The organism is Denitrobacterium detoxificans (assembly GCF_015062615.1).
GTDB lineage: Bacteria > Actinomycetota > Coriobacteriia > Coriobacteriales > Eggerthellaceae > Denitrobacterium > Denitrobacterium detoxificans_A.
The window spans coordinates 289,289-307,853 of the sequence record NZ_SUUH01000001.1; the positions used below are offsets into that span (position 1 = coordinate 289,289).

General features: G+C 62.6%; 8 protein-coding genes. 4 read left to right on the top strand and 4 right to left on the bottom strand.

Going from position 1 to position 18,565, the window contains the following annotated elements:
- The first annotated feature begins 102 nt into the window (after positions 1–102).
- From E7002_RS01315 to E7002_RS01325, 3 genes are read left to right on the top strand one after another with little or no spacing between them, the layout of a single operon-like run.
- Positions 103–7,350 (top strand): non-ribosomal peptide synthetase, encoded by a 7,248-nt coding sequence (locus E7002_RS01315; protein ID WP_303727122.1) that lies wholly within the window; start codon positions 103–105, stop codon positions 7,348–7,350.
- Positions 7,350–8,324 (top strand): saccharopine dehydrogenase NADP-binding domain-containing protein, encoded by a 975-nt coding sequence (locus tag E7002_RS01320; RefSeq protein ID WP_303727123.1) that lies wholly within the window; start codon positions 7,350–7,352, stop codon positions 8,322–8,324. Before E7002_RS01315 ends, E7002_RS01320 begins: the two co-directional genes overlap by 1 nt.
- Complete coding sequence (locus E7002_RS01325; RefSeq protein ID WP_303727124.1) at positions 8,324–9,358, top strand: Gfo/Idh/MocA family oxidoreductase; 1,035 nt, start codon at positions 8,324–8,326, stop codon at positions 9,356–9,358. The genes E7002_RS01320 and E7002_RS01325 overlap by 1 nt, the downstream gene beginning before the upstream one ends.
- 30 nt (positions 9,359–9,388) lie before the next feature.
- Here the strand turns inward: E7002_RS01325 and E7002_RS01330 are convergent, their stop codons facing one another.
- On the bottom strand, positions 9,389–10,072 hold the full coding sequence (locus E7002_RS01330) for a 4'-phosphopantetheinyl transferase superfamily protein (RefSeq protein WP_303727125.1): 684 nt from the start codon (positions 10,070–10,072) through the stop codon (positions 9,389–9,391).
- Positions 10,072–11,766: a (2,3-dihydroxybenzoyl)adenylate synthase gene (locus tag E7002_RS01335; RefSeq protein WP_303727126.1), complete on the bottom strand. Its 1,695-nt coding sequence runs from the start codon at positions 11,764–11,766 to the stop codon at positions 10,072–10,074. Before E7002_RS01335 ends, E7002_RS01330 begins: the two co-directional genes overlap by 1 nt.
- Before the next feature lie 408 nt (positions 11,767–12,174).
- On the opposite strand from E7002_RS01335, the gene E7002_RS01340 reads away from it, so the two are divergent.
- A complete protein-coding gene (locus E7002_RS01340; RefSeq protein ID WP_303727127.1) occupies positions 12,175–13,668 on the top strand; it encodes an MATE family efflux transporter in 1,494 nt (497 codons plus the stop codon).
- 101 nt (positions 13,669–13,769) lie between these two features.
- Here the strand turns inward: E7002_RS01340 and E7002_RS01345 are convergent, their stop codons facing one another.
- Positions 13,770–15,956 (bottom strand): YhgE/Pip domain-containing protein, encoded by a 2,187-nt coding sequence (locus tag E7002_RS01345; RefSeq protein WP_303727128.1) that lies wholly within the window; start codon positions 15,954–15,956, stop codon positions 13,770–13,772.
- Entirely contained in the window at positions 15,953–18,547 is a 2,595-nt protein-coding gene (locus E7002_RS01350) for a YhgE/Pip domain-containing protein (RefSeq protein WP_303727129.1), read from the bottom strand. Before E7002_RS01350 ends, E7002_RS01345 begins: the two co-directional genes overlap by 4 nt.
- Positions 18,548–18,565: the final 18 nt, after the last annotated feature.

Here is an 18,565-nt window from a genome sequence, read left to right on the forward strand (position 1 = left end):
GGTATTGCTAACTGTGCGGATGTCAGGATACACTAACTCGGAAAGATTGTTATCCCATGTTCAAATTTTTTTCCATGTATGTAAGAAAGATAGAGGAGATTCGTGAACATCCCAACGTTGAAGACCTGGCTATACGAAAACATCGCCGAACTAGTCGGTGCGGAACCCGAAGAGCTCGAAGGAAGCGACTCGCTCTACGACATCGGACTCCAGTCAATCACGCTCATGCAACTTATCGATCGCGCCCATGGACAAATGGGCGTTTTGCTGTCATACGCAGATGCCATCGAGGCGCCCACGCTTGATGCGCTCGTGAAATGCGCGGAAGAGGCAGGCGTGAAGGAGCCGGAAACGGAGCAGGACGCCAGCAAGGCAACCCAGTCTGCCCCACGCGAAGACGAATCATTCGCGCTCTCCATCATGGGCCATGCGTACTGGGCAGGCAGGCAGGATATGGCGGGCAACGGAGGCGTTCCCGCCCACTTCTACCACGAATTCACGGCAGATCGCATTGACGCTAGCCGCCTCGACTACGCGCTCGGCAAGGTGTTCGAACGACATCCCATGCTGCGTGCGCGCGTCGACGAAAGCGGCCGTCAGCACATCTGCGATTCCCCCGCCCACCCCACGTGCACCGTTCACGATTTCTCGACCCTCAGCTCGTGCGACGAAGAACGAGCATACGAGGCCTTCCGCTCGGGCATGGTGAACAAGACCATGGACATTTCGAAGGGCGAAGTATTCGACGTGCACCTCGTGCACCGCTGCAATGAATCGAGCGTTCTGGCCATCCTCCTGGATATGGGCGTTTCCGACGCACGCAGCTTCCGCACGGTCCTTGGCGAACTGGCGCATTATTACGTCGCCCCCAACGAGGAGCTACCCGCCGTCACGGCCGATTACCGCACGTACATTGCGCGCCTTGCACAACCAAGCGAGCAGGATCAACGCGATCGCGCCTGGTGGAGCGATCGCCTGGACAGCCTGCCCGACCAGCCACGCCTGCCCCTCGCAAGCAGTGGTAAATCGCCCGAGAATCGCTCGTATCGCCTGAACATGCGCCTATCCACCAGCGAGTACAACGCGCTCGACGCCTTGGCGCGCCGTGAGGGCGTCACGCTCACGGCGCTGCTCATGACGCTGTTCGGCTACGTCGTCCAGAACTGGAGCGAGAACGACCGCTTCATCCTGAACGTACCCGTATTCAGCAGGCCCACCGACATTCCCGGCATCAACGACGTCGTGGGCGACTTCACGGGATCGGTGCTCGTGGACGTGGACATCGATTCGGAGAGGCCCTGGCGTGACGCGCTGCATAGCGTGCACCACACGCTTGCCGAAGCGCTGAGCCATCATGAGTACCCGGGCGTAAAGGTACTGCGCGACCTTTCCAAATACCGCGGCGAACCCGCGCGCGCATCTATCGTCTTCACCTCCGCCATGGGCATCGGCGAGCTCTTCAGCGAAGAGTTCCGCGCGAACCTAGGCGAGCCCACCTGGATTACCAGCCATAGCCCCTACACGGCGCTCGACGTGCAGCTAAGCCTGGTCGCAGGCGCGCTCCACGTGAACTGGGACGTGCGCGCCGGCGTGCTGGCCCCGGGCGTGCCCGAGGCCATGTTCGACGCGTTCCGCCGCGCGCTCTCCGACGCCGCATCGGGCGCCGCCCCGGCCGGCGAGCCCCTGGCCGTGGCGCTGCCCGCCGCGCAGGGCGCCGCACGCGCCGCCCACCAGGCCGCCCTCGACGCGGCCGCCGAGGGCCGCTCCTGGGCCCCCGGCCTGCTGCAGGACGCCTTCCTGGCCCGCGCGGCCGAGGACCCGGCCGCCCCGGCGGTCGCCGGCCCGGGCGCGGCTTCGGCCACCCGGGGCGAGCTCGCCGCCATGGCCCGCGCGGCCGCCGCGGCCCTGGGCGCCGCCGGCGTGGAGCCCGGCTCGCGCGTGGGCGTGTGCGCCGGGCGCGGCGCATCCCAGGTGGCCTGCGCCTACGGCGCGCTGCTCGCCGGGTGCGCCTACGTGCCCCTGAGCCCGACCGTGCCCGAGGCCCGCAGGGCCCGCATCGCCGAGCGCGCGGGGCTCTCGGCGCTGCTGTGCGACTCCGCCGCGCCCTGGTGGGGCGGAGCCGCCATCGCCGCGCCGCGACCGGGCGACGAGGCGCCCGCCGGCTGGGAGCCGCCCGCGCAGGCCGCACCCGCCGAGCCCGCCTACGTGATCTTCACCTCGGGCTCCACCGGCGAGCCCAAGGGCGTCGTGGTCAGCCACGCCGCCGCGCTCAACACCATCCGCGACGTCTGCGCCCGCTTCCAGGTCGGCCCCTCCGACGTGGCCCTGGCCGTGTCGGGGCTCGACTTCGACCTGTCGGTGTTCGACCTGTTCGGCGTGCTGGGCGCCGGCGGCTCGCTTGCGTTCTGCGAGCAGGGCCCCATCGCCGACCCCGCCCGCTGGACGGCCGCGGCGCGCGAGGCCGGCGCCACCGTGTGGAACTCGAGCCCCGCGCAGATGACCATGGCCCTCGACGCCGGCGAGCCGGGGCTGCCGCCCACGCTGCGCCTGGCCCTGCTGTCGGGCGACTGGGTGCCCGCCGACTCGCTCGAGCGCGTGCGCCGCTGGGCGCCCGGCGCCACCGTGGCCGCCCTGGGCGGCGCCACCGAGGCCGCCATCTGGTCCAACGTGCACGTCATGGACGGCTCCGACGCCGCGCGCCCCTCGGTGCCCTACGGCGCGGCCCTCACCGGCCAGCGCATGGAGGTCGCCGGGCCGGGCATGCGGGCCCGCCCCGACCTGGTTCCCGGCGAGATCGTGATCTCGGGAGCGGGCCTGGCCGAGGGCTACCTGGGCCGCGACGACCTCACCGCCGCGGCCTTCGTGGAGGGCCCCGGCGGGGAGCGCTGGTACCGCACGGGCGACGTGGGTCGCTGGCTGCCCTGCGGCGAGATCGAGTTCCTGGGCCGCCGCGACACGCAGGTGAAGATCCGCGGCAACAGGATCGAAGTGGCGGAAGTGGAAGCGACCATCAACGCGCACCCCAAGGTAGAACGCTCGCGCGTAGTCATCTTGGGCGAAAAGTCGAATCGCTCGCTGGGCGCAGCCGTCATCACCAAGGGCGACCTTTCCGCAGAAGAGCTCGTCGCCCACCAGAAACCGCAGCTCCCCTCAGCCGCCGTCTGCCATAACATCCTGTTCATGCCCGCCTTCCCCATCACGCATAACGGGAAGATCGACATGAAGCAGCTGAAGGCCATGCTCGAGGAAACGCGCTCCAACGCAAGCGCCTTGCAGCAGGCACCCGAAACCGAAGCCGAGAAGCTGGTGGCTTCCATCTGGGAATCCGTCCTGGATATCGACGCCATCGGGCGCGATGAGTCGTTCTTCGACATTGGGGGCGACTCGCTCAGCGGCACGAAGGTCCTAGCGGCATTGCGTGCGCAGGGGAAGAAATCATCCCTCGTGAACCTCTTCGAGCATCCCACGCTGCAGGCATTTGCGCTCACGCTCGAGGAGGCATCGGCCCCGCAAGAGCACGCCACCCTGGAGGCAGGCGCTCCCGATGAGCCGTTCGAACTCACCCAGGTGCAGAAGGCGTATCTCTACGGACAGGACCCAACCGTCGAACTGGGCGGCATCAGCTGCACGTTCTACCGGGCGTACCACATCGCAAATCTAGACGAAGCGCGCCTTGAGGCGGCGCTCGGCACCATCGTGAAGCGACACGCCATGCTGCGCATGCGCATCGACGACGGCAAGCAGCGCTACGACGAATCCGTTACGGGCATCGAAATCGAGCGCTTCGACAGCGCCGCACACATGCACGAAACGCTGGGCCACCGCACGTTCGACCTGGCATGCGCGCCGCTCATGGCCGTGGGCGTGGCGAAAGATGCCAACGAGTCCATCGTGGGCATCGCATTCTGCAACATCGCCATCGACGCGGCGAGCGTTCTCATGCTGCTGCGCGAAATCAGCGCAGCATACCATGGCGAATCGCTGCCTTCGGCGCCCGGCATCGAGTTCCGCGATTACATGCTCAACCGCACGAAGTTCCTGGAAGACCGCGCGGAAGCCGACCTGACCTACTGGCGCGACCGAACAGGCGACATGCCGAAGGCACCCGAGCTGCCGCTCCTTCGCTCGCCCGAGACCATGGGCGCGCCGCGCTTCTCGCGCATGGCGCGCACGCTCGATGCGGCTACGTCGGCCCAGCTCGAAGCAGCATGCCGCGCACATGGATCCACCGTGGCCGCGCTGCTGTTCGCCCTTTACGGCGAAACGCTTCGACGCTATTCGGCCTCGCAAGGCGTCACCATCACCGTCACTGCGTTCGACCGCGAACCCGTACACCCCGACATCGATAGGGTGATCGGCGACTTCACGAAGCTCGTCCTTTCCAGCTATACGCGCAATGCAAGCGAGAGCTGGGAGGAAACGCTTCGCGCAACCACGCGCAACCTCCTTGCCGACCTGGACCATTGCTCCGAAGGCGCCATGCAGCACGTGCGAAGCGAGCTCTTCCAGCAGGGAAAGTCCTTCCCCGTCGTGTTCACCGCGGCGCTGGGACTCGAGCGCAACGAAGAGCATGCTGGCCTCTTCTCCACGTGCGTGCACGGCCTCTCCCAAACGCCGCAAACGTGGCTCGACTGCCAAGTGAGCGATTTCGGCGGCGATGGCATCACCGTAACCTGGGATCATGTGAAGGGGCTCTTCCCCGAAGGATTCCTAGAGGATGCATTCGACTACTTCTGGCGCACGCTCGAATGGTGCGCGCGGGAAAGCTGGGATGGCGCATTCCCCGAGCCCACGCCCGCACGCGTGCAGGCGCCGGGCGCCCGCAGCACGCATTGCCTGCACGAGCTCGTCTGGTCCCACGCGCAGGCCACGCCCGACGCCATCGCCATTCGCATGCCGAAGACCAACGAAAGCGTGACCTATGGCCAACTGGCCCACGACGTGCGCGTCGCACGCACGTACCTTGCAAGCCGCAACGTGCAGCAGGGCGACCGCGTCGTGGTATGCTGCACCGCCATGCGCCGTCGCATTGCCTTCGCCCTCGCCCTGTTCTGCGAAGGGGCCGTATACGTGCCCGTTTCGTCGACGCAGAACGGCCATAGGATCCACCAGGTCATCGAGCAGAGCGGCGCACGCCAGGTCATCGACGACGAAACGATGATCGAAAGTGACGGAGAACCTGAAACCGCCCCGCAGGCATGCGACCCCAACGCCATGGCATACATCATCTTCACCTCGGGAACCACGGGCACGCCCAAGGGCATCGCCATCTCCCACAGCCAGGCCATGACCACCATCGAGGCCGTATTGGGGTTCTGGCAGGCAAGCGAGGCACCACGCACGCTCGCGGTATCCTCGCCCGATTTCGACCTGTCCATCTTCGATATCTTCGGAACGCTCAGCGCAGGCGGCACCATCGTGGCGCTAGACGGAGCCGACAACCGCGATTCTCAAACGCTTGCCCGCACCGTGCAAGACGAGCACGTCACGCTGTGGAATTCCGTGCCCCAGCTGCTGCAGATGACCATCGCAAGCGCCGAAGCGGGCCAGCTGCAGTCGCTGCGCATGGCCTGCGTATCGGGCGACAAGGTGCCGCTCGACATGCCCAAGGAGGCAAAACAGGCGGCCCCCATGGCGCGCTTCATAGCCATGGGCGGCGCAACCGAAGCCGCCATCTGGTCGAACTGGTTTGCCCCGCTCGAGGAGACCGCATGGGAGCAGGCCGATCCCCGCTACCCAAGCGTGCCGTATGGCCACGCCCTCCCCGGACAAGGCTACGAAGTGCTCGCCCCCGCTACGGGCGAAACGTGCCCGCACTGGACCATCGGCGAGCTGGCCATTACCGGCGCTGGCGTGGGCATGGACTACGTCACGGGCGAAGACGGGTTCTTCGAACGCAACGGCGTGCGCACGTACCGCACGGGCGACATGGGCCGCATTCGCCCCAGTGGCATCATCGAGATCCGCGGCAGGTCGGATTCGCAGGTGAAGGTTGGCGGACATCGCATTGAGCTCGGCGAGCTTGAATCGTTCGCCGAATCGCTTCCCTTCGTGGGACGCGCCGTAGCCGGCATCACTTCCGAAGGCAAGCTTGGCCTGGCCCTCGAACGCGAATGGAGCGCGCCAAAGGCAGCGCTTCCCCCGTGCGCGTCGTTCGAACCGTCCAGCGCTGGAGAGGCGTATTTGAGCGAACGCCAGATAGCCCGCATCCTCTCCCAGGTGCTGGAACGCAAGCAGGACGTCAACCCCGAATACCGCCCGCTGGTAGCCGTATGGCAGCAATGGCTCGAAGACCACGCAGAGGCCGCAAACAACAAGGAAGATGCGCCTCAGTCGATTGTCGACGACTTGCTGAGGCTCATTTCAGGCGAAGCGGGAACCGACGTATTCGCAGGTAATCCGTTCCTCGATTTCGAAGAGCAGATGCTCGCCGACCCCGCATCGCGCGCGGCGCTCGCATTGGCTTCCGAGTGCATCCCGAAAACGGGCGCGGTGGGCATGCTCGCCGCCTCGGAACGCGTTGCGCATGCTATCGCAGACGGCACATCCTTCCAGGGCGTACCCGGCCCCAACGTCGATTGCGTATGCGAGAGCTTGCAACTAGATTGCCTTATCGCACCATTCAGCATGCACCGCTTCGACACGCGCCAGGCAGCTCTTGGCCGTGCGGCAAGCGCGCTTAGGGAAGACGGCGTGCTCGTAGTCGCGGAAATCGAGACGCTCTCGCCCGCAGCCATGATTTCGGCGGTAGCGCTTTCCCGTGGCGCACTCAATCCGTATGCCACGAACGATGACGCTTCGACCATCTGCTCGGCCGAAGCCTGGATGAACGATGCGGCTACCGTGGGACTCGTGCCAACCGCACTGCACCGCGCCACCACGAACGACGCATACGTCATCTGCTTCCGCAAGATGGATGCCGCGCCCCTTGCGCACGTGCATGCATTCCTGCGCGATCACGTGCCGGCATCCCACATCCCCGCGCATCTCTCGTTCATCGACACGCTGCCCCTTTCCCGCAATGGGAAGGTCGACCGCAAGCGCGCGATGGCGGCCCTCGACCGCATGGGCGTCACGAGCGAAACGCGCGAGGAAACGGAAACGGAGCGACGTCTGGAAGCCATTTGGTGCGAAGCGCTGGGCATCGACTCGTGCAACCCCGATGCAAGCTTCTTCGAACTGGGCGGCGACTCCCTTACGGCCGCGCGCGTGGCACGCATCGTGAGGACGCGACTCGATGACGAATTCAGCCTGCGCGACTTCCTCGAAGCACCCTCGATTGCCGCCGCGGCTGCGCTCGTTGACGAGCACCGCCTGGCGTTGGGCGATTTCGACGAAGGCGAACTGTAATGACCATCACGATATTGGGCGCCAGCGGGCGCATGGGATCGGCGGTCGCGAACCTCTTCGCAAGAGAGCTCGCGAACGCGGGCATAGAGGAAACCGTCATTGGAACCTACCATAACGCGCCACTGAGCATCGATGGCGTGCAAGGCATGCAGCTCAACGCGAACGACGAGAAGGCCCTTGCCGCGCTCTGCGCGCAGAGCGATACCGTCATCGACTGCCTAGGGCCGTCGGCCGTCTACGGCGAACGCGTCTCGCGCGTCTGCGACGCATGCAACACGCCACTCATCTCGCTTGGGCACGTGCATACGCAAGGCGCCCGAGGGCAGATTCTGCAAGCAGGCGCCATACCCGGGTTCCTTGCAGGCGCATTCCTGCTCGCCGACACCTCGGCCAAAAATGACGTTGAAATGGTTTACGAATTCAATGGAACGCTCACCCCTGCGGCAGCGCACGATATCCTAGCCACTGACTATAGTGATGGGCTAGATACATCCTATGGGACGCCACGTGCCACGTCCGTGGACACAACAGGGGCAATACCTTATGCAGACGCTGTGACCTGGGAAATTGCCCAAAGGCACCGCATAGAAGCGCACGCCTTCAGCATATGGCCCCAGGCGCTCCTCGAAGCATTTCGCGCGCCCACCAACATGGAGCTCGATCGCAGGGCCCTATCGATGAGCGCCGCTTCAACGCTTGGATACAACCACGACACGCTCGTTCATATCATCACCAATCCTGGTATGCACGACCAAGATACGATAACCCTGCATATCCCCTCGCTCTACGAGCTCAGCGCCGCGGGAGCATGGCTCGCCTGGCGGGAATCCTCCTGCCAGAATATCGATGCCGCCAAGCCGTTTGCCCTGATCGTAGAGGAGAAACTACCCTGCATAATCGAACGGACGCTTCAATTGAGCGGTGGCTGGATTTCCCACCCCGGGGAAGACGAAGCGGAAGAAGGAGAGCTGTAATGACCGATAAGACGCACGTAATCGTCTGCGGAACGACCTTTGGCGCGATGCATGCGAAAGCCGTCTACGACGACCCCGATTTGAAGCTCGTGGGCATCCTGGCCGGCGGCAGCGAACGATCCAAGGGCATCGCATCGGCTTACGACACGACGCTCTTCACGTCACCTAGCGCCGTTCCGCAACCGGTCGAAGGCGCGGCAAACATCGCGAGCGTTGCCCTGCGCTCATCGATTCTGGGCGGCCGGGGAAACGAAATCGCCACGAGCCTCATGGAGCGCGGATACGACGTTCTGCTGGAACCTCCCGTGCACGCAAACGACATCGCAGAGCTTGCACGCAGCGCGCAGAAGCATGGGCGCAAGCTGGGCGTGGGAAACCTCTATCGCAATCTGCCCGCCGCACGAGCATTCGCTCGTGCACTGCGCTCGATTGCAGCGCATGCCGAGATTTCCCATCTGCGCATAAGCGCATCCACTCACGTTACGCACTACCTCTGCGGCCTGCTTGCCGATGTCATGCCCGGCGCGGCCATTCAGGTACGCAGCACCCAGGAAGAGGGGCCCTTCAAGCACGTGGCTGCCACCCTTGGGCGCATCCCCTGCTCCATTGACATCTGGAACCAGATGGATGCCACGAAGCCCGACGCCTATGCGCATCTCTTCATGCGCGTAGAGGCATATACGCAAGCGGGTACGCTCGCGCTTTCGGACGTCACGGGCCCCGTACTGTGGAGCCCGCGCATGGAGATCATCGAACGCGATGCCAGCGGCCTTCCGCATACGCACGCGCATGCCGCCACGCAAACGCTGTTCGCTGCCAACGAGGATGCGTCATTCGGCGATTGGATGCGCACAACATGGACGCAGGCCATCGCACGCGACATGAAGGAGCTCGCAGAGGCGCCCGAGGGCAACCGCGCCCTTGCCGCGTGCATGCAGCACGCGCGAAACTGGACGGCGCTCACGAAGGCAGCGGGCTATCCCACAAGCGTGGAAGAGCCACGCAACCTATCCGTTACGCCCGCCGCAGAATAGGCAAAGCCCTGTAGGGCCCAAACCCAGGGCCTACGGGGCTTTCACGCACACGGGGGCTTCCGCCCGCTCGAGGGGCACGCATAACGCCACCTGAAGGGCTTCCCCCTGCACTATGTCACGCACATGCCACGTACCGTCTTCGCACGCATGCACGTCGTCAATCGCGCAAATCTTCGAAGGCGCATCCGCAAAGCCAATGCCACGAGCCTTCACGAGCGCTTCTTTGCGCACCCACAAGCGTAGCGCCTCATGCGGCCCATGAGCGCGAATGGCATCCAGCTCGCGCGCGGTGAAGGCATCGGAGGCAAGCTCACCCGCAATCGAGGAGGCATCGCTTCGCTCCACGTCCACGCCCACAGGAAAAGGCGCAATGGCGAAGGCGCAATACGGCTGGGCCTTGGAGAGCGAGAAATGCAGGTGCACGCCATCTACCACGAGAGACGGCGGACCATGCCGCACAGACCCGCACCGAGGGCATGGCAGCTGGTCGATGGCCACCTGATTCGGCTGCACCCTCGCAAGGGCCGCCACATGCAGGCGTACGCCCGCATGGACGGCACGGTAGAACGACGCCAGTCGCTCGAACTTGAACGACGCAGCGCGGTTGCGCTCCCGCTCGGTAAGCCAAGCATCCCATTCTTCGCAGGACCCTGGGGTATTGCGCGTATCGACAATCCATACGACGGGACCGTCTAGGCTCTGCAATGCGGGCATTACGACTCTCGCTGCGCGCGCTTGCTCGTCTTGCCCACGAACGTCTCGGGGAACTCATCGACGATTTCGAATTCGTCGGGAATCTTGAAGCCGGCAATGCCCTTCTGACGCAGGAACTTCTTGAGCTTGAACGGACTCACGCTTCCCGGATCCACGTCTTCGCGCAGCACCACGAACGCCTTCACCTTCTCGCCCAGCACCTGGTCGCGCACGCCCACCACAGATGCGTCGTGAATGGCCTCGTGGGAAAGCAGCAGATTCTCGATCTCCTCGGGAGAGACCTTTTCGCCGCCGCGGTTGATCTGGTCCTTCTTGCGGCCGGTTACCGTGAGGTACCCGCGTTCGTCACGCGAGACGATATCGCCCGTGCAATAGAACCCGTCGAGCGTGAAATCGCGCTCGTTAACCTCGGGCGCGCAATAGTAGCCGCGAATGGTATACGGCCCGCGCGTGAGCAGGTTACCGGGAACGCCCGCGGGCAGGTCGACGCCATCGTCGTCAACGACGCGAACCTCATCGTCAGGCGAAATGCGCAAGCCCTGCGAAGACACCACGAGGGATTCCGGATCGTTCAGGCGCGTGTAATTGACCAGCCCCTCGGCCATGCCGAAGACCTGCTGAAGCGTGCAACCCAATTCGGGTTTTACGCGTCGCGCCGCCTCTTGGCTAAGCTTCGCGCCGCCCACCTGAAGCACCTGCAACGAAGAAAGGTCCCACTCGTCGCGAACGGAGGAGTTGAGCCACAGCAGGGCCACCGGCGGAACGAGCGAAGAGCTCGTAACATGATGCTTCGAGATGAGCGGAAACGCCACATCGGGGCTACCGCTTGGCGCGAGCACCATCTTCGCGCCCGCATACACGCAGCCAAGGATGCCCGGGGAGCTCATGGTGTAGTTATGGGCGATGGGAAGCGCAATGAGGTGCACGCTTTCGGAAGAAAGCCCGCAAATGCGCGCCGATTCGCGGATGGTGTACAGGTAATCGTCATGCGTGCGGGGAATGAGCTTGGGCTTGCCCGTGGTGCCGCCCGAAAGCTGCAGGAAGGCAACGTCAGCAGGATTACAACGCTCCTGATGGGAAAGCGGTTCGCCATACAGCTTGCCGAATTCGCGACAATCGTCTTGCGTATCGACGACCAGCGCATGCTCGACGCTTGGCACGCATGCGGCAATCTCGCGCGCCAAAGCGGCATGGTCGAACCCCTCGCATGAATCGATGGTGATATAGGCCTTCGCCTGCGCGAACGAGCAGAAGTACTCGATTTCCGTACGGCGATGCGCCTGCAAGGCGAACACGGGAATGGCCCCAAGCTCGAACAGGGCGAACACGACATCGAAATACACGGCCACATTGGGAAGGTGAACGACTACGCGATCGCCCCTGCCAATGCCAAGACGGGAAAGGCCACCAGCCAAACGCAGCACGCGTTCGCCCAGCTTGGCGTAGGTAATCTCCTCTTCCCCATCGACCACCGCAACGTTATGGGCAAACGAGCGAACCGAACCGAAAAACATATCGGCAATGGTCTCGCCCTTCCAATAGCCCCGTTCGCGGTAGCGCTCGGCGAATTCGGCCGGGAAGGGAACGACGCCTTCGAGCAGCACATGTTCGGGATGAGGGCCTACCACACACCCTCGAGCCGGCATAGGCTCTTCGCCGCCGTCATAAGCGCCCCATTGCATTTCTTCGACCATGTTTCTCCCATCCCGAATGCCCTACGCAAAAACGGGAGGCGAACCATGCGCCCTCCCGTTACCACATTCGATTATTTTAGCACGTCAACACTACTATTAGGCTTGTCTAACTTATGTGACTGTACCATGTAGCACCATCCTGGGCAATCCCCGCTTCCGCAAAAGCGAAGCGCGCACGCCACGCGCTCGACGAAAGGCGAAAACGCGTGAAAAAACGCCACTCCATCCCATTGGACATTCGAAGCAACCGTGAACCGTATTTGAACACCTAGTGATATTCGCGACTCAGGCAATGCCATTTTTTGCCGAGGGGACTATAGTGACGTTCGTCAACAATACGAATACGCGCCCCGCTACATGCGGGGCTTTTTACGCCCAAAAACAGGGTGAAAGGAAGTGAGCCGCGCAATGGCGCAACGCCGCGATAGAAGCATCGACATGCTCAATGGCCCCCTGCTGGGCAAAATCCTCCTCTTCGCGCTCCCCCTCATCATCACGAGCTGCCTGCAGCAGCTATTCAATTCCGTAGACTCGGCCATCGCAGGACAATTCGTATCCAACGAAGCCCTTGCCGCCATCGGCGCTACGGCACCCATTGTGAACCTCGTCGTCAACGTATTCGTGGGCCTTTCCGTAGGCGCAAACGTTGCCGTCGCCGTGCGCATTGCGAACGGCAGCGAAGCCGAGATCAAGCAGGCCGTGCACACCTCGATGACCGTTTCGATCGTATGCGGCCTCGCCCTCATCGCCGTGGGCCTGGGCGCAACGGGCCCCCTGCTGAACGCCATCGCCACGCCCGAATCGGTCATGGAGCCGGCAGCTCAGTATCTGGGCATCTACTTCATTGGCACGCCCTTCATCATGCTCTACAACTTCGGATCGGCCGTGCTGCGCGGCAAAGGCGACACGCGCAGCCCGCTCTATGCGCTTGCCGTTGCATGCGCCGTAAACGGTCTTCTCGACTTACTGTTCACCACCGTCGTGCCCCTGGGCGTCACGGGCGTTGCCCTGGCCACGGTCATCGCCTACGCCAGCGCCGCCGCCATCGTGCTTGCGGCCATGATTCGCGACAAGGGCGTAACCCACCTGAACCTCCGCCAGCTCCGCATCGCGCGTGGCCCCCTTTCCACGCTTTTGAAGATCGGCGTGCCCGCGGGCATCCAAGGCGCCGTGTTCGCCATATCCAACCTGGTTATTCAGGCCGCCATCAATGGCTTCGGGTCGGAGGCCATGGCAGGCTCCACCGCATCCCTGAACATGGAAAGCTATTCCTATTTCGCCGTATCCGCCTTTGCGCAGACGGCCGTAACCTTCATGGGGCAGAACTTCGCAACGAAGCAGTACGGGCGCTGCCGCCGCATCTTCGCCATCTGCATGGGCGGATCCATCGTATTCACGGGCATCATGGGCGTGCTCTTCGCCGTGTTCATGCAGCCCCTCGAGGCGCTCTTCACCGCCGACGCGCTGGCCATGGCATTCGCGAGCATCCGCATGTGGCGCGTCGCCGTCATCGAGTTCATCCCCGCATTCTACGAGGTACCCGCCGGCGCCATGCGCGGCATGGGATCGTCGCTCATGCCAGCCATCATCACCGTCATCGGCACCTGCGCGCTACGTCTAGCCTGGGTGGGTACGGTATTCGCCGCAGACCCCACGTTCGAGACGCTCATGAACGTCTACCCCATTTCCTGGCTTGCAACGGGCATCGCCATGATGGGCGCCTACTTCATCTTCACCTACCGCGTGCAGAAGGGCATCGTTGCCCAGCGTGCGGAACGAAAGCAGGCCAAGCGTGCTGCCAAGGTCACGCGCATCGAATCGGGGCAGAAGACGGGATACCGAGCCATCGCAAGTAAGCTCTCCTCCCACCTGCATCTCTCGCACACGCGCAAGGCCGCCTAGCCCCTCAGCGCATACGATACGCAACGGCCCGCGACTACCTGTCGCGGGCCGTTTTACATGCTATGACAACGCGCGTCACTGGACTGCGCCCCACCCTACCGCTACTGCACGAGACCGGAATCTTCCGTCTTGCGCACGTACCAGCTTAGGAAGCTCGCGAGCGGCTTGCGCAGCACGAGGCCCAGCAAGGCGGCGGGCACCAGGAAGAGGGCAAGCTGGCCAAGCTGCACCCAGAAGTCATTCTGATACACGCCCATCATGGCGGCACGCATGGCGGCAATCATATGCGTAGCAGGCAGATAGGGGCTTATGGCCTGGAACGCATCGGGAAGCACCTGCAAGGGATAACTGCCATTGCCCGCCGTAACCTGCACAATGAGCAGCAGAACACCCATGGCCTTGCCCAAGTTGGCAAACGACACCACGAACGAATACAGCAGGAACGTGAACACCAGTCCGCCAAACCAGAAGCACAGCAGGTACAGCAACGGCTCGTTCACCTGCACGCCCAGGAAGAACATATTGCCCAAGGCCATTACCGTAGTCTGGGCAAGCGACGCAAGGGCGAAAATGCCGAAGCGACCCAGGAAGAGCTGACGCGGCTTGGGGTCGACGAGTTCGCGCTGGGCATCTTTGGAAACGAGAACGCGAATGGCCACGGTAAGCAAAAGCGAGCCAATCCACACCGCAAGCGTCGTATAGAGGGGCGCCATCTGCGATCCGAAGTTTTCAGCGGGGAAAATGGCATGCCTATCAAGCTGCACGGGCGCGGAAAGCGCCTCGGCGAGCGTACTCGGATCGGTTGAAAGCAACGTGGCAAGCTTGCCCGTGTCGCCCGAAGCGAGCGCCTCCTTCAGCTCGGACGAAAGCTGGGTCAGGCGATCGGCAGATGCCGTCATGTCCTGCGCGGCGAAATTGAGGTCGTCACGCACGGAAGAGAGCTTCTCGGAAATGGACCCAGCGTCACCCTGCAGGTCGTCGGCGGCAGATGAAAGCGTTGCGGCATTCACGGCAAGCGAATCGGCCAAGGAGGAGACGTTGCTCGCCAGGTCGTCGAGCACGGGCTTAACCTCGGTGCTGTAATTCGTCTGCAGCTCGGAAATGCTCGCCTTCGCCTGGTCGACCAACTCCTTCGCCTGGGCATACTTGTCCTGTGCATCACCCGTACCGCTCTCGATCTCGTCGGCAGCGGCATCGAGCGTATCGGCAAGCGCGGTATCGGCCGCGATGGTGTTGTCCACCGATGCTATGGCAGCCTGAATGTACGGCTTATATTGCTCGTCGACCTGGCCCTCCAGCGTCTCGAGCGACGCTTTCAGATTCTCCAGGCTGCTGATATGCGCCCGTTCGTCACTCGCCTCGCTACGGAGCTGGCTCACGCGATCGGAAACGAGCGTATTGGCATCGCCGAAAACGACATCAAGCGAAGACGAAAGGTCGTCGTACCCCTGGGCCGTGTTGGAAAGGGCGACCTCAAGCGCCGACGTAGACGTGGAGAGCGCCGAAGACAGGCTATCGAACGCGGCGTCTGCCCCCTGGGCATCGCTTTCGACGTCGGAAACGGCGTTCTGGGCATCATCGAGCAACTGCGACGAACTGGAAACGAGCGATTCGGCCGAGTCAACCAAACCGGCATACGAGGAAAGCAGGCTCGACGTACGCGACATGGTGTCGCCCATGGTCTGAATATGATCGGCAAGTTCGCCAATACGACCGTTGGCATCGCTGTCCTGCGCATACTCGTACAACGCCGAGGCGATGGAAAGCGCCGTATCGGAAAGCGTCTGCGTGAAAGCCTCGTTCACCTGATAGGCAACCTGATCGGCGCCCTGCCCCGTTACCTTGGGGGCAATGGCGTTCTTCTTCTCGTTCGTGTAGTAGACGATTTCCGCATGCGAGGAGTCTTCCGAATAGAACGTCATCATATCGCGGCTGAAGCTGGAAGGAATGACGATGGCGGCATAGTACTCGCCCGATTCAACGCCCTCGATAGCCTCGTCCTCGCTAACGAACTGCCATTCCAGCTGGTCGTTTGCGCGAAGCGTGGAAACGACACGGTCGCCGATGTTGATCTCGAGCGGAACGAGGTCACTTTCGTACCCCTCGTCGCTGTTGGCAATGGCCACCTTCAAGTTGCCCGTATTGCCAAACACGTCCCAGCACGCCAGGATGTTGTACCAGCTGAAGATGGAGGGCAAGAACACCAAGCCCAACACGATGATCACGGTGACCACGTTACTGAAAACGCGCTTCAGATCGCCTACGAACAGGCGCCATACGTTCTTCATCGTGCACCACCCCCACGCAGCACGTCAATGGCACGCGCCAGAGGCGTACCGTGAACGCTCTGATGCTGGCTGTACACCTCGCGCAGCTGCTCGTCGGTAAGACCGATGGCGCTCACGCGATGCTCGATATTGTCGCGAATATGCTCCACGACAACCAGGAAGATCATGATCAATATGAGCCAGACAAGCCATGCCGTGAGCATTACGAGCTTTGCCGTACCCGAAAACGCCAACAAGGGCGTTACCACCAAGGGCACGCCAAAGCCAAGAATCCACGCACCACGCATGAGGCGCGGATACCAAAACGCAAAGCGTTCCACGGAAACGAGCAGCTGCTCGCGGTAGTCTTCGCGATCGGCAAGTACGCTGATCACCTGAGCCAGGCGGAACCTACGCGCAGGCAGCTCCGACTCCTCGCCATTCATGATGTCGCTCTCGCGAATCTGACGCGAGAACAGGCGATTGAGATTCGTAAGGTACGGCCGCACGATGAGGGCAAGCCCCGTGAAGACGACGAAGAACACAACGAGCATGCCCATGCAAAACGCCCAATGATCGCCGTAGAAGCCGGCTATGGTCTCGCGCATGGCATTGATGCCATACGTAAACGGAAGCAGCGGGTAAATGGCCTGGAAGAACGAAGGCGTCATCTCGACGGGGTATAGCCCCGTGGCACCGGGAATCTGCGCGAATACCAAGATGATGCAGATGCCCTTGCCGATATGCTGAAGCAGCACGGAGAGCGAATACTGAATGGCCAAATAGGACAGCGAGGCCACGACGGCGGTAAGCAAATACAAGGGCACGTTTACCGTTTGCACGCCCAGGAACATATTGCCCACGCAGCACACGATCGCCTGCAGCATGACGAGCACCGAGAGGAAGAGACCACGGCCAACATAGGCCTGGCGCAAGGTAAGCCCCTTGATGTCTCCCCTATCGACCTCTTGCTTCAGGATGACCATGAGCATAAACACGCCAATCCAGAGCGTGAGGTTGGTGAACAGTGGGGCCATGGCCGAACCGAAGGAATTCACGGAATAGAGCGTTTCGGTGGTGAGCTCGGTGGGCGAAAGCATGAAGTCGGCCACCTTCGAGGAATCGATGTTCCCGTCGACCCCGAAGATCTGACCGAACAGCTGCGACGTACCCAGCGCCTCTACGTCGGCCTTCACCGTATCGATGCTCGTCTGAAGCGTAGCGAGCAGGTCGTCGGTTTGGTCAAGGGCGTCCTTGGAAGAGCGCAGCGTCTCGTCGAGCTGATCGAGAACGGCAAGCGTCTGATCGATGAGAAGAGACTGGCGCGCCACCGTAGAGGAAAGCGAACCAGACGTGGAGGCGATGCCGGACAGCGCGCTATCGACATTGGGGATGACGGAGGTGGCAAGCACCGTACGGTACTCGTCGGCGTTCGCGATGGCCGACTGAGCCGCTTCGTTGGCCGTGTTGCTCGCATCGGAAGTATCGGCTGCGGCCTTCTTCGTATCCGCGCTGATGGTCTTCAGGTTCTGCAGAGACGAGGAGAGACTTTGGTTGCGCGTCTCCATGGCGTCGATTGCGGCAAGCAGCGAGGTCTTCTCCTGGCCATCGGGTAGAGCGTTGGCGATGACCTTTAGCTGAGCGATAGTCGTCTCGTTTTGCGAAACGGACGACTCCCCATATGCGATGGCGCTTTCCACGGAGCCCTCGGCGGCAATGACGGACGAGCAGGTCTCGCTCACGGCAATATTGGCATTGGAAGCCGCGCGCGAAGCAAGCACCGAGCCCTGGTCCATGTTGGTGAACACGGTGGACGACATGGTCGCCAGATTGTCCTGCGCGGTGAGCGTAAGCGATTGGACGTCGTTCAGAGAGCCGGAGATGAGCGCGATGTCGCCCTTGGCATCCTGCAGCTTCTGCCGCGCATCGGCCGACTTCGTAAGCGCCTCTTCGGCGGAACTGGACAGCTCGGATGCAGACTGGCGGGCCGAGGCAATGCTCTCTTGCGCCGTGGTGAAGCGCGCGATCACGTTTTCCCGCGCCTGGCCAATGTCGGCCTGGGCATTGTCAACGGCCTCGTCGAGCTTGGCGGTAACCACTTCGCTTGCCGACGAAACGAACGCGGCGTTGATCGTCTGGTCGAGCGAGGTAGCGCCCGTATCGGTGATCTTCGGCGACACGGCACCCAGCTTCTCGTTCACGTAGTACTCGAGCTGGGGGCGTTGGATGTCGCCCGACAAAAGGGTGGTAAAGCACGAGCTGAAATCGGAGGGAATGACGAATGCGGCGTACGCCTCACCCGACTGCACCTTCTGGATGGCGGTATCGCGGTCGGTAAACTCCCAGCCCAGCTGGGTATTTTCCTCGAGGTTCGAAACGATCTGGCTACCGAGGTCGAGCTGACCCATATCCTCGGAATAGGCTCCCGTATCCTCGTTGACGACGCAGACCTTCAAATTGCCCGTATTGCTATACGGGTCCCAAAAGCCCAGGACGTTGAACCACGTATACATAGACGGGAGAACGATGAGGGCGACAATTACGACAAGCGCAGCGGGCGATTTAAGCAACCGCATGAAATCGCGACCGAATACGCGCAGAATATTTCGCAAGCTACCCTTCCTTCCCTT